Raw genomic sequence first — 19,368 nt, 5'->3', positions numbered from 1 at the left:
AACATCATGGCCAAGAAGAACGCTTTCTATGCACAGTCCGGCGGCGTGACCGCCGTCATCAACGCTTCCGCCTGCGGCGTCATCGAGACGGCCCGGCAGCACAAGAAGGAGATCGGCAAGGTCTACGCCGGGCGCAACGGCATCATCGGTGCGCTGACCGAGGATCTCATCGACACCTCGAAGGAGTCGAAGAAAGCCATCGCCGCCCTGCGCCACACCCCCTCCGGCGCCTTCGGCTCCTGCCGCTACAAGCTCAAGAGCCTGGAGGAGAACCGGCGCGAGTACGAGCGACTCATCGAGGTGTTCGAGGCCCACAACATCGGCTACTTCTTCTACAACGGCGGCGGCGACTCCGCCGATACCTGCCTGAAGGTCTCCCAGCTGGCCGAGAAGATGGGCTACCCGATCCAGGCCATCCACGTGCCCAAGACCGTGGACAACGACCTGCCCATCACCGACACCTGCCCCGGCTTCGGCTCGGTGGCCAAGTACATCGCCACCTCCGTGCGCGAGGCGAGCTTCGACGTGGCCTCCATGGCCAAGACCTCCACCAAGGTCTTCGTCATCGAGGTGATGGGCCGTCACGCCGGCTGGATCGCAGCGGCCGGCGGCCTGGCCTCCGACGCCGACATCGACCTTCCCATCGTCATCCTCTTCCCCGAGGTCACCTTCGACCGCAAGAAGTTCATGGCGACGGTGGCGGCCAAGGTGAAGAAGTACGGCTACGTCTCGGTGGTGGTCTCCGAGGGCGTGAAGGGCGACGACGGCAAGTTCCTCGCCGACCAGGGCCTGAAGGACGCCTTCGGCCACTCCCAGCTGGGCGGCGTGGCGCCGGTGGTGGCCAACATGATCCGCGAGGATCTCGGCCTCAAGTACCACTGGGCGGTGGCCGACTACCTGCAGCGCGCCGCCCGCCACATCGCCTCCAAGACCGACGTGGACCAGGCCTACGCCCTGGGCAAGGCGGCGGTGGAGGCGGCGCTGGCCGGCAAGAACTCGGTGATGCCCGCCATCATCCGCACCAATGATTCGCCCTACCGCTGGAAGATCGAGGATGCGCCCCTGAAGAAGGTGGCCAACAAGGAGAAGATGATGCCGAAGAGCTTCATCAGCCGCGACGGCTTCGGCATCACGCCGAAGTGCCGCGCCTACCTGGAGCCCCTCATCCAGGGCGAGGACTTCCCTCCCTTCACCAAGGGCGGCCTGCCGAACTACGTGCAGCTGAAGAACGAGCCGGTGGCGAAGAAGCTCAACACCGCCTTCGAGCTGAAGTAGGCGCGGGCGACCCGCACCGTACCGAAGGGGGGCCGGCGGCCCCCCTTCTTTTTGCCCCGGCGCTCTGGGAAGATGGGGCAACCACTCGTTCCACAGGCCGGAGGAAGACGACCATGACGCTCGAACGCGCGCGCGAGCTGCTCGGTGTCCAGGTGGGTTTCGGCAGCGGCTACAACCGCAACGCCGCCCGCCTCATCCTCGCCGAGGTGCAGCGCGAGCACGGCCAGGCGGCCGTGGACGGCCTCATCCGCGAGCTGGGGCTGGAGGAGGCCTTCGGCTTCCGCCCCGGCACCGGGTTCAAGGCGCCCTGATTGGTTTCAAACCTGAACACGAAGACGCGAGGACGCAAAGGCGCCAAGAGGGAAAAGGGGTCGAGCCGTGCCGTGCTTCCGGCCGCAGCCCGGGGCGTGAGCGCAGGACAGGACGACACGCCCCGAACCCGAAATTCTTCGCGTCTTCGCGTCTTCGCGTTGCATCCGTTGAGCACACCCACCACCCGTCACACAAGCAGCGGGGCGATGACCAGGCTGACGATGGCCATCACGTTGATGAGGATGTTCATGGAGGGGCCGGAGGTGTCCTTGAAGGGGTCGCCCACGGTGTCGCCCACCACGGTGGCCTTGTGGGCGTCGGAGCCCTTGCCGCCGAAATTGCCCTTCTCCACATGTTTCTTGGCGTTGTCCCAGGCACCGCCGGCGTTGGCCATCATCAGGGCCAGCAGCACGCAGGCCAGCAGTGCACCGCCGAGCATGCCTCCCAGCGCTTCGGGACTGATGCCGAACCCCACCACTACCGGCGCGGCCACCGCCAGCACACCGGGCGGCACCATTTTCTTCAGCGCCGCGGTGGTTGCGATGTCGACGCAACGGGCGGTATCGGGATGGGCCTTGCCCTCCAGCAGACCGGGAATCTCGCGGAACTGGCGCCGGATCTCCCGGATCATGTCGAACGCCGCGTCACCCACCGCGGTCATGGTGATGGAGGCGATGAGGAAGGGGATCACACCGCCGATGAACATGCCCACCAGCACTTCCGGATTCCCCAGCCGCAGCTCGAAGTCCGGCACGTGGAAGGAGACCGTCTCCACGTAGGCGGTGATGATGGCCAGCGCCGCCAGGGCCGCGGCCCCGATGGCGAAGCCCTTGCCGATGGCGGCCGTGGTGTTGCCGAGCTCGTCGAGCGAGTCGGTGATCTTGCGCGTCTCGGGCCCCAGCCCCCCCATCTCGGCGATGCCGCCGGCATTGTCGGCCACCGGGCCGTAGGCGTCGATGGCCATGGTGATGCCCACCGTGGCCAGCATACCCACTGCGGCGATACCCACCCCGTAGAGACCCACCAGCTGGGTGGAGACGAAGATGATGACGCAGATGGTCAACAGCGGAACCGCCACCGACTGCATGCCTACCGCAAGGCCGGTGATCATCACCGTGGCCGGGCCGGTCTCGCCCGCCTGGGCGATGTGGCGGATGGGTTTCCCGGCGGTGTAGTACTCGGTCACCAGCCCGATGACGATGCCGCCCAGGGCGCCCACCAGCACGGCACCCCACACGGCCGCCGTCACTCCCACCAGCCGGATCACCAGGAACGCGGTGATGATGAACAGCACCGAGGCGCCGATGGTGCCGATGCGCAGCGCCACCTCGGGCGGCTTTCTGGAGGCGGCACGCACCAGGGCGATACCGGCGATGGAGCAGAGCAGGCCGGCGGAGGAGAGCGCCAGCGGCAGGAACATCAGCGCCGCCTGCTCACCCAGGGGGTCGAGCACATCGGCGGTCATGGTGGAGGCCATGGCGATGGTGGCGATCATGGCGCCGCAATAGGATTCGAAGATGTCGGAACCCATGCCGGCCACGTCACCCACGTTGTCGCCCACGTTGTCGGCGATGACTCCGGGATTGCGCGGATCGTCCTCGGGAATGCCCGCCTCCAGCTTCCCCACCAGGTCGGCGCCCACATCGGCGCTCTTGGTATAGATGCCGCCGCCCACGCGGGAGAAGAGCGCCACGCTCGAGGCGCCCATGCCGAAGCCGTGGATGGCATGGGCGGTCTCGGGATCGCCGCCGAAGAAGAGGTAGAGGGTGCCCAGGCCCAGCAGGCCCAGGGAGGCCACGGCCAGCCCCATGATGGAGCCGCCGAAGAAGGCGACGGAGAGCGCCTCGGCCGCACCGGCGGTATGGGCCGCGGTGGTGGTGCGGACATTGGCCCGGGTGGCGGTGGACATGCCGATGAAGCCCGCCGTGGCCGACGCGAGAGCACCGACCAGGAACGCCAGCGCCGTCTTCCAGCCGAGGAAGATGAGCAGCAACACCAGCAGCACGGCCGAGAACAGGGCCAGCATGGTGTATTCACGGCGCATGAAGACCATGGCGCCGAGGTGGATCTGTTCGGCGATCCGGGTGACCTTGTCATCGCCTTCGGGATACTTCTTGACCAACTGGAAGATGAAGTAGGCCACCCCCAGGCCCACCACACCCAGAAGCGGAGGCAGGAACAGACTCAGGCTCATGGACTCCTCCTGGTGAGAAAGTGATGTCGGCCCGTGCCCCATCTCCCTGTGGGGCGGGCCTCCCCTGACGTTATAAATAGATTATTGGCAGGCCATTAAATACACTTTTGGTCACGCCGGTGCAACCCTACCCGCACAACATAGTCCGCCACGCAGTGGCCTGCCTGCCGCATCACATCCTCCCCCGTGGGGGGGCGGAAATACCCATTGGCGTTGACGCGCCGCACAAATGTATAATCGTGCGTTTGATCAGAATCACAATTTCCAGGCCGAAGCCGGCACCTTTCCTGCCCCGGGCATACCGGGGCAGCGCCAGTACGCGCTACGCGGAGATCGCGGAATGCAGGGTGTGGAATCGGTCTGACCCGACGAACCATCGAGGCCAGCGGTTATGAATCTTGACAGGGTCGAAGCCGGGCGTGACGTGCCCAACGACATCAACGTAATCATCGAGATCCCGGCACACAGCGATCCGGTGAAATACGAGGTGGACAAGAAGACCGGCGCCATGTTCGTGGATCGCTTCATGAGCACCGCCATGCACTACCCGTGCAACTACGGCTACATTCCCCACACGCTGTCCAAGGACGGCGATCCCGCCGATGTGCTGGTGGTGACGCCCTATCCGCTCATCAGCGGCTCGGTGATCCGCTGCCGGCCGGTGGCCCTGCTGAAGATGACCGACGAGTCGGGCGACGACGCGAAGATTCTCGCCGTACCGGTGAGCAAGCTCTGCAACACCTACCGGAAGGTCCAGGGACTGGAGGACATGCCCCAGCTGCTGCTCGACCAGATCGCCCACTTCTTCGAACACTACAAGGACCTGGAGGAGGGCAAGTGGGTCCGCGTGGAGGGCTGGGCCGATGCCGAGGCGGCCAAGGAGGAGATCCTGGCCAGCGTCCAGCTCTACAAGGACGCTCCCGTGCAGCCGAAGTTCTGAGCCAGGAGAATCGGGCAGTCACCGGCCGCCCGCACCAGCCCATGCGCATCTGCATCGTTTCCGACAGCCACGACAACCGCACCCTGCTGGAGGCGGCGGTCGCGGACGCCGCCGCGCGCGGCGCCGAGGCCGTCATCCACTGCGGCGACGTGGTGGCGCCCAGCACCCTGAGCGTGGTGAAAAAATACGGGCTGCCGGTTCACGTGATCCACGGCAACAATACCGGGGATCTCTACACCATGGGGAAAGTCGCCGCGGAGGCCGGCAGCGTCGTGCACTACCACGGCCAGGATGCCGGGGTGGAGTTGGCGGGGCGGCGCATCTTCATGGTGCACTACCCCCACTACGCCCGCGGCATGGCCGCCACGGGTGACTGGGACATGGTCTGCTGCGGCCACGACCACCGGCCGGCCATCGAGCGGCTGCCCAACCTGGCCGGCACCTCGACCCTGCTGGTCAATCCGGGGACCGTCGGCGGGGTGGGCAACGCACCCACCTATGCGCTCGGCAGCCTGGACACCCTCGATTTCGAGATCCTGCCCGTTCCGCAGTCCGCCTGAACCCGGAGACGCGTCCCTACCAGGGCACGAACTTGTTCATGAAGTTCATGGGCCGGCCGACGCTGTAGTTCAGCGATGACATGTCGCGGCGCATCTGATCGATGGAGAGGTTCATCGTCTGCACCGACTGGGTCATGCTGGCGATGTTCTGGTTCATGGTGGCGATGTTCACCAGCATGGGCTCCAGCGTATCCAGCTGATCCACCATCTTGGAGATGCTGGCGTTCATGGTGTCCATCCGGTCACTGACGTTGGCCATGTTCCCGGAAACCGTGGCCATGTTCCCCGACATCGTGGCCATGTTCCCGCTGACCTCCACCATATTTTCGGTCACCGTGCTCATGTTGGCGGCGAGACGGTTCACGCTGTCGGCCACCTTCGACATGTCCGCCGTCAGGCTGTAGATCAGGAAGAAGCCGTAGGCCGCCAGAATGATGAAGGCGAACAGGGACGGGTAGACCACCAGCTCCCAACGCCGGGCACTGGTTTCAAACGACTGGGTGAACCGCTCCATGAACTGGTGCGCGAGTTCGGGGTCCGTCACCCCCGGCCCCGATCGCCCGGCGCCCCCCTGGTGCAGGCTTTCAATCTTGTTATCCGACATGCCGGCTTACCTCATAATGCCCACCCCGATCGGTCATGGCTCCGGGTGAGGCCTCTGGCAGTTCCTTGATCTCTTTTGATTAAATAAGAGTATCATAAATTGCTAATATATACAGTCCCGCCATCAATTCCTGTCTGGCTCACAGCATGACAGTTCATGGCGCTGACATACACAGAATTCCACCCCTGCGCTCAGAATGCGCCGCTTGCGCCACGCTGCATGATGTCGAGGATCACCTCCCTGACCTTCAGCGCTTCCTCCTTCAGCTCGGGCGGGAGGGGTTTCCCGCCATAGATCATCATGTCCAGGTTCAGCGAGATGAGCCACAGCTTGCCGGCGGCGTCCTCCGCCAGGATGATGCGGCAGGGCAGATAGGCGGAGGTGTCGATGCTGTAGCCCACCATCTTCGCTGCGGTGAGCGGATTGCAGAACATGAAGATCTTCAGGTAGGGAAACGGCTTCTCCGTCATGAGCTCCACCTGCCGGGACAAGGGCAGTTCCCCCACATTGGCGAAGTTGTGCTCGTTCGCCGCGAACTTCATGGTCTGCTCCACCTCTTCCGGCGTCAGCCCCTCCTCCACCGGCAACTTCCAGACCGTCGCCGCAGCCGCGTCTCCGGTCTCGAGCAGGGTGTTGGCCATCTCCAGGTAGACACCGCCGGCCTTCCGATCGAGGGACTGAACGGCCCGCACCTGGTCGGAATAGCGCACGGCAACGGTGACCGCCCCCACCACCACGACGAAGCCGATGAAGGCGAAGAGATTTCTGATGACTCGCATAGGGTTTTCTCCTGTCTGGCAGACGTTGCTGCTCGCCTGCATCGGTCATACAGCGCCTGAACCCGAACCCCCTCACCACCGGCGGGGTCGCCTGCGGTATCGGTCACGGCGCCGGCACGTCGGCGGCCGTTCGACCACCTGTGCCGCCAACGCCATCCATGGAAGTGGGCAGTCGAGCCCCGGGGAGGAGTTCCGGGGAAGCCATCCTCGGCCTTGATTGCGCACACCGCGGGACACAGGCTCGATTGCCCGTTTCCCGCCGTCGGGCTTCCCTGGGACTCAGACTGTGGTCTTGGTCAGGTTTTCCGGGCTGTAACTCTTGTTGTGTGTTGTTGCGGAGCAGGTCCCGTCCATGGGTTGCGCAGAGTTCCACACGCATCGCCACGCACCCGCTCCAATGGCTGCCAAACCAGCGCTGTACCAAACACTCCCGTCCACAGGTGCCGTGAGGCAAACCACGGGGCCTGTGCCGGGGCTCAGTCGCTCCCGGCGGCACTTTCTCCGGACTCGCCCTCGGCTGCGGTCTCGCCCAGGAGATCATGCTCCAGCCGGGTCCCGAGCTCAGGGTCGAGGCGCTTCACCGTCCACATGAGCCGCACGGCATCCACATCGTAGCCGTCCGCCGCCAGCCGCAGGGAGGTCATGAAATAACTCTGCGCCGCATCCGCGAGATGTCCCAGGGCGAACTGGACATTACCCAGTTCACCGGAAAGGTCGTAGTCATCCGGGCGCTCCTCATGCAGGGACTGGAACAGGGCTTCGGCTTCCTCCAGGCGCCCCTGCCAGGCGGCCATGCGGGCAGATTGCCAACGTGCCATGAAGTCCTGTTGCGGCTCCTGCGCGGAAGCGCTCTGCCCCGCCTCTCCGGCCGGCTGCCCCGACTCCATGCCGGAGGGTTCCGCCACGGACTCCGTCACCGAGGCCACTACGGTCTCCGCAGGCGCCGCCGGCGGCTCCTTCATGCCCCCGACCGACTGCCCATCGGCGCCGGCAACCGTCGCCGGCGCCCGTTCCACATTCCTGACCACCGCCCCGGGCGCACCCTCCGGGGGCTGGGCCATCTCCGGTGCTGCCGCCATCGCTGCCGCTGCCTCCGGTGCTGCCGCCTTCGCTGCCGCTGCCTCCGGTGCCGCCGTCTCCGGTGCCGCCGTCTCCGGTGCCGCCGTCTCCGGTGCCGCCGTCTCCGGCGCTGCCGTCTCCGCTGCCGCCGTCTCCGGTGCCGCCGTCTCCGGTGCCGCTGCCTCCGGTGCCGCCGTCTCCGGTGCTGCCGTCTCCGGTGCTGCCGTCTCCGGTGCCGCCGTCTCCGGTGCTGCCGTCTCCGGTGCCGCCGTCTCCGGTGCCGCCGTCTCCGGTGCCGCCGCCTCCGGTGCTGCCGTCTCCGGTGCCGCCGTCTCCGGTGCTGCCGCCTCCGGTGCCGCCGCCTCCGGTGCCGCCGTCTCCGGACCCACCCCGGCGCTCGCGGCGGGCGGTGTCACGACAGCCTCCTCCGCAGCCCCGCCGGGGGCCGACTCTTCGTCTTTGACGATTGGTTGCTGTGGCTGGACAGATTCTGCTGCGGTGGAGGTTTTCGCCTCGCCGGACAGCCCGGTCTGCGGCTCCGCCACCTGCACCGGGGCCTGGTGCGGCTTCGTGTCCAGGTAGACCACCCAGGCCACCGCCACGACCGCCGACAGCGCGGCCAGTCGCAGGAGCCAACTCAGAATTCTGTTCATGCCCTCGCCTCCGGCTAGATGGGTTTCTCTACCGAGCGCCCGGTCCCGGACCGGACACGCACGGCTTCAGACTCAGCGACGCTGCATGGGTTGCTGGGCGGGCGGTTCCACTTTCTGATAGCCGGCCGGCACCTGGAACAGCGTTTCGGGCTGCGCGCCCACCTGGATGTTGCGCAACTCCCGTACCGAACCGTCCGGCAGTTCTTCGCGGATGGCGATTTCGAGCTCCGGATCGAACCACTGGACTGAACGGATGGGCTGCCCCTGCCCCTCGGGCGGCGTCATCACCATCTCCCACCTCTCGACGCTGCGCCCCTGCAACTCCTCGGTGCCGGTCATCCGCAACTCCATCACTCCGCCACGAGGCGTCTCCTGCCTTACCGGAAACCCGCGCTCACTGTCGATCCACTGGGTCATGGTAACCACCTGTCCCTGCTGACTGGCGCTGACTTCCCACTTCTTCGTCGGGCGGCCGTTGACTGTCTCCTCTCCGAGGAGCCGACATTCGAGGCCGGGCTGTCCCGCACAGGGATCATTGTCCTTGCCGGCAGTGCCGCCGGCGGCCATGGTCGGCATACGCCGTTCCATGTAGCTGCCCTGGTCCGGAAATACCACCCACATCACGCCCTGGCTGGGCATGGCAATCTGAACCACGCGCTGGTTGTTCTGGCTGTACTCGGTACGGCGCATGCCGTTCCCGCCGACGAACATCTTCGCCACCGGTCCCTGTTCGCCCTGGGCGCTTGTCTGCACCGCCTCAGCCGAAAACTGGATGCCCGAACCGTTCGCAGCCTGCACCTGCGCGATTCCAAGACTCAGACTCAGACATGCCGCCAACACCATGAGGGCTCTGCGCATCGTCACTCATCTCCTGATTGTGAAATCCCGACGGGCGCCGTAACGCCCGTCGGGGTCTGGACTGTATCTCGACACGCTCCGGTGTCGCAGGGATGACTCCCTGTCGTCCAGGGGCTAGGCAAGCCCCTTACTTCGACTCGGCGGGAGCGGCGGGTGCCGGTGCCGCATAACCATACGGGGCATACGGAGCGCCATAGCCATAGCCGTAGGGGGCGTAGCCGTAAGGGCCGCCCCAGCCACCGTAGGGGTAGCCGCCATAGGGGTAGCCGTAGCCGTAGGGATAGCCATAGCCACGTCCATAGCCGGAACCGCTTCCGCGCATGGAGAAGTCCATGTCGCCCCAGCCGTCGCCCCAACCATTCCAGGGCCCGCCGCCCCATCCCGGACCCCACCAGGCATTGGCGGTCAGAGGAAGGGAGGCCGCTCCGACGATGGCGGCTGCAGCAAGCATCTTGCCGAACTTGTTCATTCTTGGATCCTCCTATCTCACACCAAAGTTTGCACGCCGATGACGCGTGCCTTCACCCCTTTCGGACAGACTGTACCCGCCCGGAAGAGACCTGTGCCGCCCGACCATGAACGAGGCGGGCTGTTGGCAATGACCCCATTGACGATCAGCGGCATCACCAGCCCCACGGCGAGAGCCCGTAGGGCAGACCGGAATCCCAGCCGGAACCGGGATACCCCCCCGCACCCGGCCAGACTCCCGGCCCGGGGGCGAGCGGATCATAAGGATAGTAATAGGGAGATGCCCCGGGATAGGACGGTGCCGGCTGGGACCAGTCACGCTCCTTCACCCGGTCACGCTTGTTCCCGCCCTCTGCCGCGTTGGGCTCGGGATAGACGTATCGCTGTGGAGGCGAGCCTCCCCCATTCGTCGGCAACTCCCCCCAGGGACGACGGGATCCACCCGGGTGGGTGCCGGCACGGCCACCCTGCTGCCAGCGGTTGTCCGGCAGCCAGGGATTTCCGCCCCCATCGCCACCCCGGCCGGCCTGGGGCTCCTCCGGATAGGGGCCCCCGCGATAGACGGGCGCTGCGCCACTGGGCGGAAATTCCGAGAAATTGGGCGCTTCCCGACCCTGGCCGTAATAGCCCTGGTCCTGACCCTGGCCGTAGTAGCCCTGGTCCGGGCCCCGGCCCTGGCCGTAGTAGCCCTGGTCCGGGCCCCGGCCCTGGCCGTAGTAGCCCTGGTCCGGGCCCTGCCCCTGGCCGTAGTAGCCCTGATCCTGGCCCTGACCCTGGCCGTAGAAGCCCTGGCCCTGACCCTGACCCTGGCCGTAGAAGCCCTGACCCTGGCCCTGACCCTGGCCGTAGTAGCCCTGGCTCTGCGGACCCTGGGCGACGGCGTAGGGAGCACCTTCCCAAGCCCCGGAAACGGGAATCGCACAGCCGAACGCAAGTCCGAGGGCAACTGACGCCCTCGTCAGCCGGCAACGGACGTGGATATTAGACGCCATCGTTACGATAGGCCCCGTGTCGCCCTCCGCGTTCAATATCCGTAACCGGGGCCACCGGGCGGCATGGGCATCCCATACCCCGGATAGCCGGGGTAGCCGCCCCCATAACCAGGCGCACTGTAGCCACCGGGCACCCGCGCGCCCCCATAACCGGTTGGAGGCTGGGGCATGCCATAAGGACCGGCTCCGGGAGTCGGACCGTAATCCGGTGCGCCATAGCCGCCGCCGGAATAGGGGGCGTCATAGGTATCCCCCGGCGGGGACTGGGGCGCAGATCCGAAGACGGGCATTTCTGTCGGGCCGCCAGGCGCCGCCGGGCCGGTTCCGGCTTCCTGGGGCTGGGGAGGCACCGGCTGGGCCGGCAGGCGGCCGGTCGCGTGAGACTCATCCGCCGATTCGCTTTCGGGCCGATAGACGGGTGCCGGGGGCATCTGGCCGTAGCCCTGGGGGGCCTGGCCGTAGCCCTGGGGGGCCTGGCCGTAGCCCTGGGGGGCCTGGCCGTAGCCCTGGGGTGCCTGGCCGTAGCCCTGGGGGGCCTGGCCGTAGCCCTGGGGGGCCTGGCCGTAGCCCTGGGGGACCTGGCCGTAGCCCTGGGACCCGGAGGTCTCGGGGCCATAGAAGGGCGGGCGGGTATCGGGTGGCGGCAGTTCGTCGTCCGGCCGGTAGACCGGTGTGGGCCCCTGCGGCCCGTAGGGCCTGCCGGAGAAACCAGGTGCGCCCCCGGGGCCGCTCATCGACTCCGACTGCTGCGGAAGCCAGACCCGCTGACCGGGCGTCTCCTCGGGGGCCGGCGTCCCTCCCCAGGGAGCGCCGGAGGGTGGCGCCGACGGCACCTGTGGCTGGTTGTAGACCTGGCCGGGGCCCTGCGGCCCACCATATCCCTGCTGACCGAAACTTTCGTTCGGGGATGTGTAGGGGCCCGGCACCGAAGGATAGGCGCCCCGATATCCCTGGCTGGAAGATGATCCATATTGCCCGGGCATGGCCGACTGGATGGGAGCGGGAAGCTGCCCTGTTTGAGCCAGTACGGGGAAACCCACGGCCAGGGCCACGGCACCGGCGAGAACCCGGTAGTTGGGCAATCTGTTCCTGTTCATAGCCATCCTCTCATCTCGACAGGGTATGCGGGACGCGGCTTGTTGACCGTCTGTTTTCCCGGCGTTATCCGGTAAGCGTAGTCATCGGCTCCCCTATTCTTCAATATCGGGTTTGAGCCGAATACCGCGCCGCTTGTGCCGCTTCGGCGGCGTGGGCGAAACATCCTCCCCGAACCCGCTGTCCAGAGACGGGGTAATGGGCGGCAGGGCGGTCTGTTCCGCCTGCCCGGCGGTCCCGGATCCCTCCGTCACGCCCGCAGCAGCGCTCCCGTCCGATTCAGCACCGGGCCCGGCAGGCGCTTTCGCCCTCGTGCCGGGAGATTTCTTGCGAACGGGTTTCTTCGCCGCCTGACGCTTGGGCGCGGCTTTCCGTGTGGCTGTCTCGACTGCTCCGGCTGCCTGCTCACTGCGCTCATTGGCAGGGGACTCCCGCGGTGTTGTCGCCGCCTGACCCGGAGCAGCGGGTCCATCCGCCTCCTGCGCCACCTTTGCCGCATGCGGTGCCGCCACCTGCGCGGCCTTCGTGACGGCAACGGGCGGGGCGTCAGCCGCCACGCGCTGGCGGGAGGCTTTTCCGGCCGGCTCCGGGACACCCCGCGCCGATGCCGGGGATGCTTCCGTCGCCGGCGCCTGACTCCCCGGCGCCGCGCCGCTGGCGGCCGGCGCGGCCGCCCCACCGCCGCCGGGTTCGCTACCGCCGCCGGAAGACGCGCCTCCACCACCTGCGGGCGGCGTGGCGGGGGGCGGCTGGTCCTTGGCGCGCGAACGCTGGGCCAGGTTCCAGAGGAAGCCGGCGAAGGACTTCAGCCCCATGGCCAGGAAGTAGAACAGTGCCCGCAGCACGTAGAACACCATGCCCAGGGCCGCCGCCAGGCCACCGGAGGATTTCTTGCCGGCCAGGGCGCGCTCCTGCTCCTCGGTATCGCACAGACGGCAGAGCAGCTCACCCTCGGCGCCTTCGGGAACGAAGGAACTGCGGGCGCTGATGCAGCCGAGCGGAATCACCACCAGTGTCAACAGGGTGGAGACGAGCACTCCGAACAGCAGGGAGATGGCCATACCCTGGAAGATGGGATCGAACAGGATGACGCTGGAACCGCCCACCAGGGCCAGTGCCGTGATGAGGATGGGCCGGGTCCTGGTCTTGCAGGCAAGGACCACCGCATCGCGCACCGGCGTCCCCGCGGCCACCTCATGGACGGTGAAGTCCACCAGCAGGATGGAGTTGCGCACGATGATACCCGCCAGGGCGATGAAGCCGATCATGGAGGTGGCGGTGAAGTGCGCATCGAGCAGCCAGTGCCCCGGAACGATGCCCACCAGGGTCAACGGAATGGGCGAGATGATGATGGCCGGATGGATGAAATTGCCGAACTCCCACACCACCAGCATGTAGATGAGGATGATGGCCGCCCCGAAGGCGAGCCCCATGTCGCGGAAGGTCTCGTAGGTGACCGTCCACTCGCCGCCCCACTCGAAGGCGGTCTTGCTGACGTCCCTGGGCGGGCCGAGATACTCGCCGGTGAGTCCGGTGACGCCGTCAGGGGTGGTGTACTCTGCCAGCAGGTCCTCCACCTGGAACATGCCGTAGATGGGCGCCTCCAGACGCCCGGTCACCTCGCCGGTCACGTACTCCAGCGCGCGCAGATCCTTGTGGTAGATGGGCTGGTCCTCGATGGTGCGGTAGAACCGGCCCAGTTCGGCCAGGGGGAGGGTTCCGCCCGTCTGGGTGGGTATGGGCAGGTCACCGAGCCGGGCGAACTGGGCACGCACGGACAGCGGCACCTGGATGGCGATATAGGTGGGTTCGAGCACGGTGCCCCGCTTGATGTCGCCGAGCTTGTAGCCGCCCATCGCCATGGCCAGGTTCTGGTTGATGGTTTCCACCGAAATGCCCCGCCGCACCGCCTTCTCGGTGTCCACCTCGAAGCGCCAGATCTCGAACGGCTCCTGCAGGTAGTTGTCCACGTCGGTGATGTTCTCCGCCTTGGCGAACATCGTCGTCATGTCCCGGGCCACCTGGCGCCGGGTCTCGGGGTCGGGTCCGTAGATTTCCGCCACCACCGACTGCAGCACGGGAGGACCGGGCGGCATCTCCACCACCTGGATACGGCCGCCCAGCGCGGTGGCGAGGGGGGTCACGAGGTCGCGCACGGCCATGGCGATTTCATGACTGGTGCGGGCGCGCTCGTTCTTGTCCAGCAGCTGCACCTGGAGGTCCGCCATCCACGGCTCCTGCCGCAGGTAGTAGTGACGCACCAGGCCGTTGAAGTTGAACGGCGAGGCAGTGCCCACGTAGCTCTGGATGGCGGTCACCTCGGGGACCTTCCGCACCGCCTCGGCCACCTGCCAGGTCAGGTTGGCGGTGACGGGAAGCGCCGTGCCCTCGGGCATGTTGACCACGATATTGAACTCGGGCTTGTTGTCCAGGGGCAGCATCTTCACCGACACGTCGGTGGTGTAGAGCAGCGCGCAGGAGCCGAAAAAGAGGGCGATGATGACCAGCAGGAACAGCCATCCCTTGGCCTTGCTGATGATGAGCGGCACCAGCAGCCAGCGGTAGAAGCTCTCCAGGCGCTGATTGGTCTTGTGCTCCCGCTCCTCGGCCCGGCGCAGGCTCTTCATGGTCGGCTTGATGCGCCAGGCGAGCCAGGGGGTGAAGGCGAAGGCGGCGAACAGGGAGAAGGCCATGGCCACGGAGCCCAGCACCGGGATCGGGCGCATGTAGGGACCCATCATGCCGCTCACGAATCCCATCGGCAGGAGCGCCGCGATGACGGTCAGGGTGGCGACGATGGTGGGATTGCCCACCTCGGCCACCGCGTCCACCGAGGTCTCCACATCCATCTGCCCCTTCAGCAGCCAGCGCCGGTAGATGTTCTCCACCACCACGATGGCGTCATCCACCAGGATGCCGATGGCGAAGATGAGGGCGAACAGGCTGACGCGGTCGATGGTGTAGTCGAGGATCAGCGCCGAGAAGACGGTCACCAGGATCACCACCGGGATGACGATCATCACCACCACCGCCGGACGCCAGCCGAGGCTGAGCCAGACCAGGAAGCAGACCGCGGTGGTGGCGATGAACAGCTTGAAGATGAGGTCGTTGACCTTGTCGTTGGCGGTCTTGCCGTAGTTGCGGGTCACCGCCACCTGCACGTTGTCGGGGATCAGCCGCCCCTTGAGTTCCTCCACCTTGGCCAGCACGTCGTTGGCCACGGTGACGCCGTTGCTGCCCTGCTTCTTGGCCACCGCCAGGGTGACCGCGGCGGCGCCGTTGGCGGGCAGATAGCCCTCCGGGTAGGCCGCGCCGCTGAAATAGTTCACCAGGGCCTTGGCATCCTCCGGCCCCTGGTAGACCTTGGCGACATCGCTCACGTACACCGGCACATTGTTGTGGGTGCCCACCACCAGGCGGGAGATGTCTTCGGCGCTGCGCAGGAAGGAACCGGAGTAGACGGTGAACGAGGTGTTGCCGGACTCCACCGAACCGGTGGTCTGCTCGGCATTGGCGGTCGTGATGGTGCCTGCCACCTGCTGCAGGCTGATGCCGTGGCCGGAAAGCCGCTCGGGCATAACCTCCACGCGGATCTGCTCGGCCCGACCGCCGACGATGAAGCCCTGGCTGGTATTGGGCACCTGCTTGAGGCGCTGCAGGAGATCCAGGGCCAGCAGCCGCAGGGAGTCGTCCTGGACATCCTGGGACCACAACGTCAGGGTCACCACCGGAACATCGTCCACCGCCTTGGGCTTCACCAGCGGCTGGGTGACCCCGGGGGGGATCTTGTCCATGTTCGACTGCAGCTTGTCGTAGAGCTTCACCAGCGAGGGCGTCATCTCCTCGCCCACGTCGAACTCCACCGTGACCATGGCGCGCCCGCGCTGGGACACCGAGTAGACATGCTTGACGCCGGTGATCTCGCTCATGATCCGCTCGAGCGGATCGGTCACCAGCGCCGAGACCTGCTCGGCGGAAGCCCCCGCGTACTCGACGAAGATGTCCACCATCGGCACCGAGATCTGCGGATCCTCCTGCCGTGGCGTCAGCAGCAGACCGAGGATGCCGACGGCCAGGCAGGCCACCAGCAGCAGCGGCGAGACCGGGGACATGATGAAGGAGCGGGACATGCGCCCGGCGATGCCCAGATGGATGTCGTCGTGGGCGCGTGCCTGGCCGCCGGAGTGATCGTTATGGGGCTGTTCTGCCATGGTGAGTAACGCAGCTCTCGTTCGGTTGCCTCAGCGCCCGGTTTTCAATTGCGGAAGCCCGGGCGGCTCATCCCTTGCGGCCGTGGCCGGCCGCGATGGCCCGCCTCAGCGGGATACCCCGGGCGGCTGCTGGGGACCCCCTCCGGCCGACCACCCGGAGGCCATCCCCGCGGGCGGGTTCATGAGCACCCGCTCGCCGGCCTGGACGCCGGAGAGCACGCTGACGGTATAGCTGTCGAGGTAGCTGCCGATGCGCACCATGCGCAACTCGGTGCGATTGTCGGCGTTGATCACGAACACCGCCGGAAGACTGCCGCGATAGACCAGCGCCGAGGTGGGAATGACCGGCGTCTCCCGCGCCTCGACGTTCACGTCCGGAATCATCACCTCCGCGTACATGCCCGGACCGCCGGGAGCGCCCACCGGCAGGTCGAATTTCACCGTGACGGTATGACGCTGCACATCGGCCATGGGGAAAATCTGGGCCACCCGGACGTCCAGCCGGGTGTCGCCCACGTCCAGCTTGGCCGGGACGATCATCCCCTTCTGCAGGCCCGGCATCAGGCGGGCGGGAACATCCACCTTGATCTGCAGGTACTTGGTATCGGCGAAGGAGAGCAGCGGCTGGCCGGGCTGCACGGTATCGCCCACCTCCACGTGCTTCTGGACGATGACCCCGCCGAAGGGAGCCACGGAGCGGGTGTCCTTGAGCTTGGCATCGAGCCCTTCGAGCATGGACCGGGCCTGCATCACCTGGGACTGGGCCTCGGTAATCCGGCTGCCGGAAGAGTAGAGGTCCGCCTGCCGCTCCAGCCCGGGCTTGTCGTAGCCCATCATGCTGCCGGCGCCGCGGGTGAACATCTGGTCGAACAGCGAGGGCACGCCCATGCCCGGCAGGCGGTTGGTGCTGCGCGACTGGGGCGACCACATCTCCCGGTTGTACTGGACCTGGGCATTGCGCAGGGCCGATTCGGCATTGGCTATCTCGGCCTGGATCTGGCGCCGCTTGGCCAGCAGCTCATCGTCGTTGATGGCCACCAGCACCGCCCCCTCATCGAACCAGTCACCCTCGCGCCCGGCGATATACTCGACCCGACCGGGTATCTGGGCGGTCATGGTCACCTCCTTGTAGGGGACCACGGCGCCGCCCAGGGAGACGCTGGCCCCCATCCGGGCGGTGCGCACCATGACGATGTTGTTGCCGAAGCTGCCGGCACCCGGCTGCTGGGGTGTCTGCGCCATTGCGGCCGTGGCGGTAAGCATTGCGAGGGCGAGGGCAGTATTGCGAGCGATAGACATGTGGGATTCCCAGACGCTGTGTTCCCTGAAAGACAGACCCCGGCGGCCTCTCGACGCCGCCGGGGCGGGGGAGCTCATACGCGCCCCATGACGGTGAAGCTCTTGATGAAGGGGCCGGCCATCCGCGGATCCTTGATCATGGCTCCATAGTCGCCGACGTTGAACTTGAGCTTGCGGGAGGTGTAGGCCATGCCGAGTCCCATCATGCCGAGGCCCTTGCTGATCCATTTCGACCAGTTGTCGGGGGAGGCGCGCAGATCCCAGTTGAGACTCTGGCCGGCGTAGGCACCCGCCTCCACCGCCTTGCCGTTCTGGACCACCAGCACGCCGCGGGGCTGATCCTCGCCGTCGAAGCCGTAGCCGATGTTGGAGTTGAAACCGATCTTCTCCAGCGCCCCGGCCAGGTCCGACTCCTTGTTCCACTCCTCCATGAACTTCGTCATCCACTCATCGGAAAACAGTTCAGCCATGTAATCCTCCATCCCACTCGGGCGTTGTGACTGCGGCCATCCAGCCGCCCGGGAACGCCGGGCGGCTTTATCGGACGATTCAGTGCGTACCGGTGTCAGCGCCCCACGCAGGGCTGCGAAACATCGTTTGCCACCGGGTGCACCATTGGATAGCTTGTCCCAATCCTGCCTAATTATTAGTCGTTTTTATAATCTTTGCGCGGTTCTTATGACCCCAAGGAACGGGGTGTTTTACTGTGACTTATACCTCAGGCGGCGGTGCGGGACAACGCTCCCCATGACTCGGGCATCATCCCGCGCGGCTGGGGAAGTCCGCCCCTGTGGATGAAATGACCAATGGCGCTATACTCGAAAATTCGGATCGACACACGGCGGCGCGAGCCCGGGCAATGAGCAAGCTGACACACTTCAATCAGGATGGCGAAGCCCACATGGTGGATGTGGGGGCAAAGGCCGGCACCCGGCGGCGGGCCGTGGCGGAAGGCCGCATTCTCATGCACCCGGAAACCCTGGCCCTGGTGCGCAGCGGCACTCACCGCAAGGGCGATGTGCTGGGCATTGCCCGGGTGGCTGGAATCATGGCGGCCAAGCGTACCAGCGACCTGATCCCGCTCTGCCACCCCCTGGCATTGACCCATGTCAGCGTGGAACTGGAAACGGAAGACAATCCGCCGGCGGTCCATTGCCGTGCCGCGGCGGAGACGACCGGCCCGACCGGCGTGGAGATGGAGGCGCTGACGGCGGTGCAGGTGACGCTGCTGACCGTCTATGACATGTGCAAGGCCGTGGATCGCGGCATGCGGATGGAGGGCATCCAGCTGCTGGAGAAGTCGGGCGGTAAAACCGGCACCTGGCGCCGGGAGGCGGCGGAATCCTGAGCCGCCGCCGGCACAATTATCCGCCGAAGTTCACCACGAAGGGCACGAAGGGCACGAAGAGAAGACCCGCAAGCGGCCTGCATCAACCCGCTTGATCCGCAGTCGCCACTCCCTGCGCCCTCCATCGCGACCCGCGTGCCTTCGTGGTCACCTGCCCCCCGGGAACCCGGGGCGCCTCAACCCCATCCGCCCTTCAGTGCTGCATTCCCTTCATGGGCTGCATCTGCATCTGCAGCTTGCGCACCGGGGCTTCCACCGTTTCGCTGCTGCCGTCCTCGTAGGTCAGGGTGATGGGAATCATCGCGCCGGGCTCGAGAGGGCCGGTCAGGTTGATGAGCATCACGTGATATCCGCCCGGCTGCAGGGGGGTCTCGCCGCCCGCCTGGACATCGATGCGCCCCACCTGGCGCATCTTCATCATCCCGCCCTCGTTGATGTGGGTATGCAGCTCGACCACCTGGGCCGCCGGACTGCTCGCCTGCACCAGCGCGTGATCGTCCTCGCCGCCATTCTTCAGCAGCATGAAGGCGCCGCTGGTGGGCTGCCCCGGCGGCACCGCGCGCACATAGGCATCGACCACATCCACGCTGTCGGCGGCGGTACCGGCCGCCATTACGGGGACCAGGCCCGAGACGGCAAACAGGGCGGCGGCCAACAGGGTTCGGGTTGTCTTCATGGCTTCTCCTCGCTCGGTTTCAGAAACACCCGTCTGCCGACGGCA

At 66.5% G+C, this 19,368-nt stretch carries 17 protein-coding genes; 5 read left to right on the top strand and 12 right to left on the bottom strand.

Annotated elements, in window-relative coordinates; genetic code table 11:
- Positions 1 to 6 precede the first annotated feature (6 nt).
- Together DFQ59_RS02160 and DFQ59_RS02155 are read left to right on the top strand one after the other, a co-directional pair.
- Positions 7 to 1,275 carry a 6-phosphofructokinase gene (locus DFQ59_RS02160; protein WP_114278013.1) on the top strand — a complete coding sequence of 423 codons (1,269 nt, stop codon included), beginning with the start codon at positions 7 to 9 and terminating at the stop codon, positions 1,273 to 1,275.
- Positions 1,276 to 1,388: 113 nt separating this feature from the next.
- A complete protein-coding gene (locus DFQ59_RS02155; protein ID WP_114278012.1) occupies positions 1,389 to 1,586 on the top strand; it encodes a hypothetical protein in 198 nt (65 codons plus the stop codon).
- Positions 1,587 to 1,774: 188 nt separating this feature from the next.
- On the opposite strand, the gene DFQ59_RS02150 is transcribed toward DFQ59_RS02155, so the two are convergent.
- The gene (locus DFQ59_RS02150; RefSeq protein WP_114278011.1) at positions 1,775 to 3,781 is read right to left on the bottom strand and encodes a sodium-translocating pyrophosphatase; all 2,007 of its coding nucleotides are present in this window, start codon (positions 3,779 to 3,781) and stop codon (positions 1,775 to 1,777) included.
- Positions 3,782 to 4,172: 391 nt separating this feature from the next.
- Between DFQ59_RS02150 and ppa the strand changes: the two genes are divergently transcribed.
- Together ppa and DFQ59_RS02140 are read left to right on the top strand one after the other, a co-directional pair.
- Positions 4,173 to 4,721 carry an inorganic diphosphatase gene (ppa, locus tag DFQ59_RS02145; protein ID WP_114278010.1) on the top strand — a complete coding sequence of 183 codons (549 nt, stop codon included), beginning with the start codon at positions 4,173 to 4,175 and terminating at the stop codon, positions 4,719 to 4,721.
- 41 nt (positions 4,722 to 4,762) lie between these two features.
- Positions 4,763 to 5,281: a metallophosphoesterase family protein gene (locus DFQ59_RS02140; RefSeq protein ID WP_114278009.1), complete on the top strand. Its 519-nt coding sequence runs from the start codon at positions 4,763 to 4,765 to the stop codon at positions 5,279 to 5,281.
- Between the two features lie 16 nt (positions 5,282 to 5,297).
- Here the strand turns inward: DFQ59_RS02140 and DFQ59_RS02135 are convergent, their stop codons facing one another.
- The 10 genes from DFQ59_RS02135 to DFQ59_RS02085 form a co-directional block, all read right to left on the bottom strand.
- Positions 5,298 to 5,885: a methyl-accepting chemotaxis protein gene (locus tag DFQ59_RS02135; RefSeq protein ID WP_245937142.1), complete on the bottom strand. Its 588-nt coding sequence runs from the start codon at positions 5,883 to 5,885 to the stop codon at positions 5,298 to 5,300.
- A gap of 191 nt (positions 5,886 to 6,076) precedes the next feature.
- The gene (locus tag DFQ59_RS02130; RefSeq protein ID WP_114278008.1) at positions 6,077 to 6,664 is read right to left on the bottom strand and encodes a DUF302 domain-containing protein; all 588 of its coding nucleotides are present in this window, start codon (positions 6,662 to 6,664) and stop codon (positions 6,077 to 6,079) included.
- Positions 6,665 to 7,140: 476 nt separating this feature from the next.
- Positions 7,141 to 8,376 (bottom strand): tetratricopeptide repeat protein, encoded by a 1,236-nt coding sequence (locus DFQ59_RS19695; protein WP_170141994.1) that lies wholly within the window; start codon positions 8,374 to 8,376, stop codon positions 7,141 to 7,143.
- A 72-nt stretch (positions 8,377 to 8,448) separates the two neighbouring features.
- Positions 8,449 to 9,234 carry a hypothetical protein gene (locus DFQ59_RS02115; RefSeq protein WP_114278006.1) on the bottom strand — a complete coding sequence of 262 codons (786 nt, stop codon included), beginning with the start codon at positions 9,232 to 9,234 and terminating at the stop codon, positions 8,449 to 8,451.
- Positions 9,235 to 9,361: 127 nt separating this feature from the next.
- Positions 9,362 to 9,685: a sulfur globule family protein gene (locus DFQ59_RS02110; protein WP_245937141.1), complete on the bottom strand. Its 324-nt coding sequence runs from the start codon at positions 9,683 to 9,685 to the stop codon at positions 9,362 to 9,364.
- Between the two features lie 172 nt (positions 9,686 to 9,857).
- Positions 9,858 to 10,694: a hypothetical protein gene (locus tag DFQ59_RS20000; RefSeq protein WP_211314749.1), complete on the bottom strand. Its 837-nt coding sequence runs from the start codon at positions 10,692 to 10,694 to the stop codon at positions 9,858 to 9,860.
- Positions 10,695 to 10,726: 32 nt separating this feature from the next.
- Entirely contained in the window at positions 10,727 to 11,428 is a 702-nt protein-coding gene (locus DFQ59_RS20435; RefSeq protein WP_147275148.1) for a hypothetical protein, read from the bottom strand.
- 456 nt (positions 11,429 to 11,884) lie between these two features.
- Positions 11,885 to 16,000, bottom strand: coding sequence for an efflux RND transporter permease subunit (locus tag DFQ59_RS02095; protein ID WP_114278003.1), 4,116 nt, complete (start codon positions 15,998 to 16,000; stop codon positions 11,885 to 11,887).
- A gap of 105 nt (positions 16,001 to 16,105) precedes the next feature.
- Entirely contained in the window at positions 16,106 to 17,299 is a 1,194-nt protein-coding gene (locus DFQ59_RS02090) for an efflux RND transporter periplasmic adaptor subunit (RefSeq protein ID WP_245937140.1), read from the bottom strand.
- 74 nt (positions 17,300 to 17,373) lie between these two features.
- Positions 17,374 to 17,769: an SCP-2 sterol transfer family protein gene (locus DFQ59_RS02085; protein ID WP_114278470.1), complete on the bottom strand. Its 396-nt coding sequence runs from the start codon at positions 17,767 to 17,769 to the stop codon at positions 17,374 to 17,376.
- Between the two features lie 389 nt (positions 17,770 to 18,158).
- Between DFQ59_RS02085 and moaC the strand changes: the two genes are divergently transcribed.
- On the top strand, positions 18,159 to 18,647 hold the full coding sequence (gene moaC, locus DFQ59_RS02080) for a cyclic pyranopterin monophosphate synthase MoaC (protein WP_114278001.1): 489 nt from the start codon (positions 18,159 to 18,161) through the stop codon (positions 18,645 to 18,647).
- A 193-nt stretch (positions 18,648 to 18,840) separates the two neighbouring features.
- Here moaC and DFQ59_RS02075 read toward each other — a convergent pair whose 3' ends face one another.
- The gene (locus DFQ59_RS02075) at positions 18,841 to 19,323 is read right to left on the bottom strand and encodes a copper chaperone PCu(A)C (protein ID WP_114278000.1); all 483 of its coding nucleotides are present in this window, start codon (positions 19,321 to 19,323) and stop codon (positions 18,841 to 18,843) included.
- Positions 19,324 to 19,368: the final 45 nt, after the last annotated feature.

Source organism: Thioalbus denitrificans (assembly GCF_003337735.1).
In the GTDB taxonomy this organism is placed as follows: domain Bacteria; phylum Pseudomonadota; class Gammaproteobacteria; order DSM-26407; family DSM-26407; genus Thioalbus; species Thioalbus denitrificans.
This window is presented reverse-complemented; position numbering and strand designations above follow the sequence as displayed.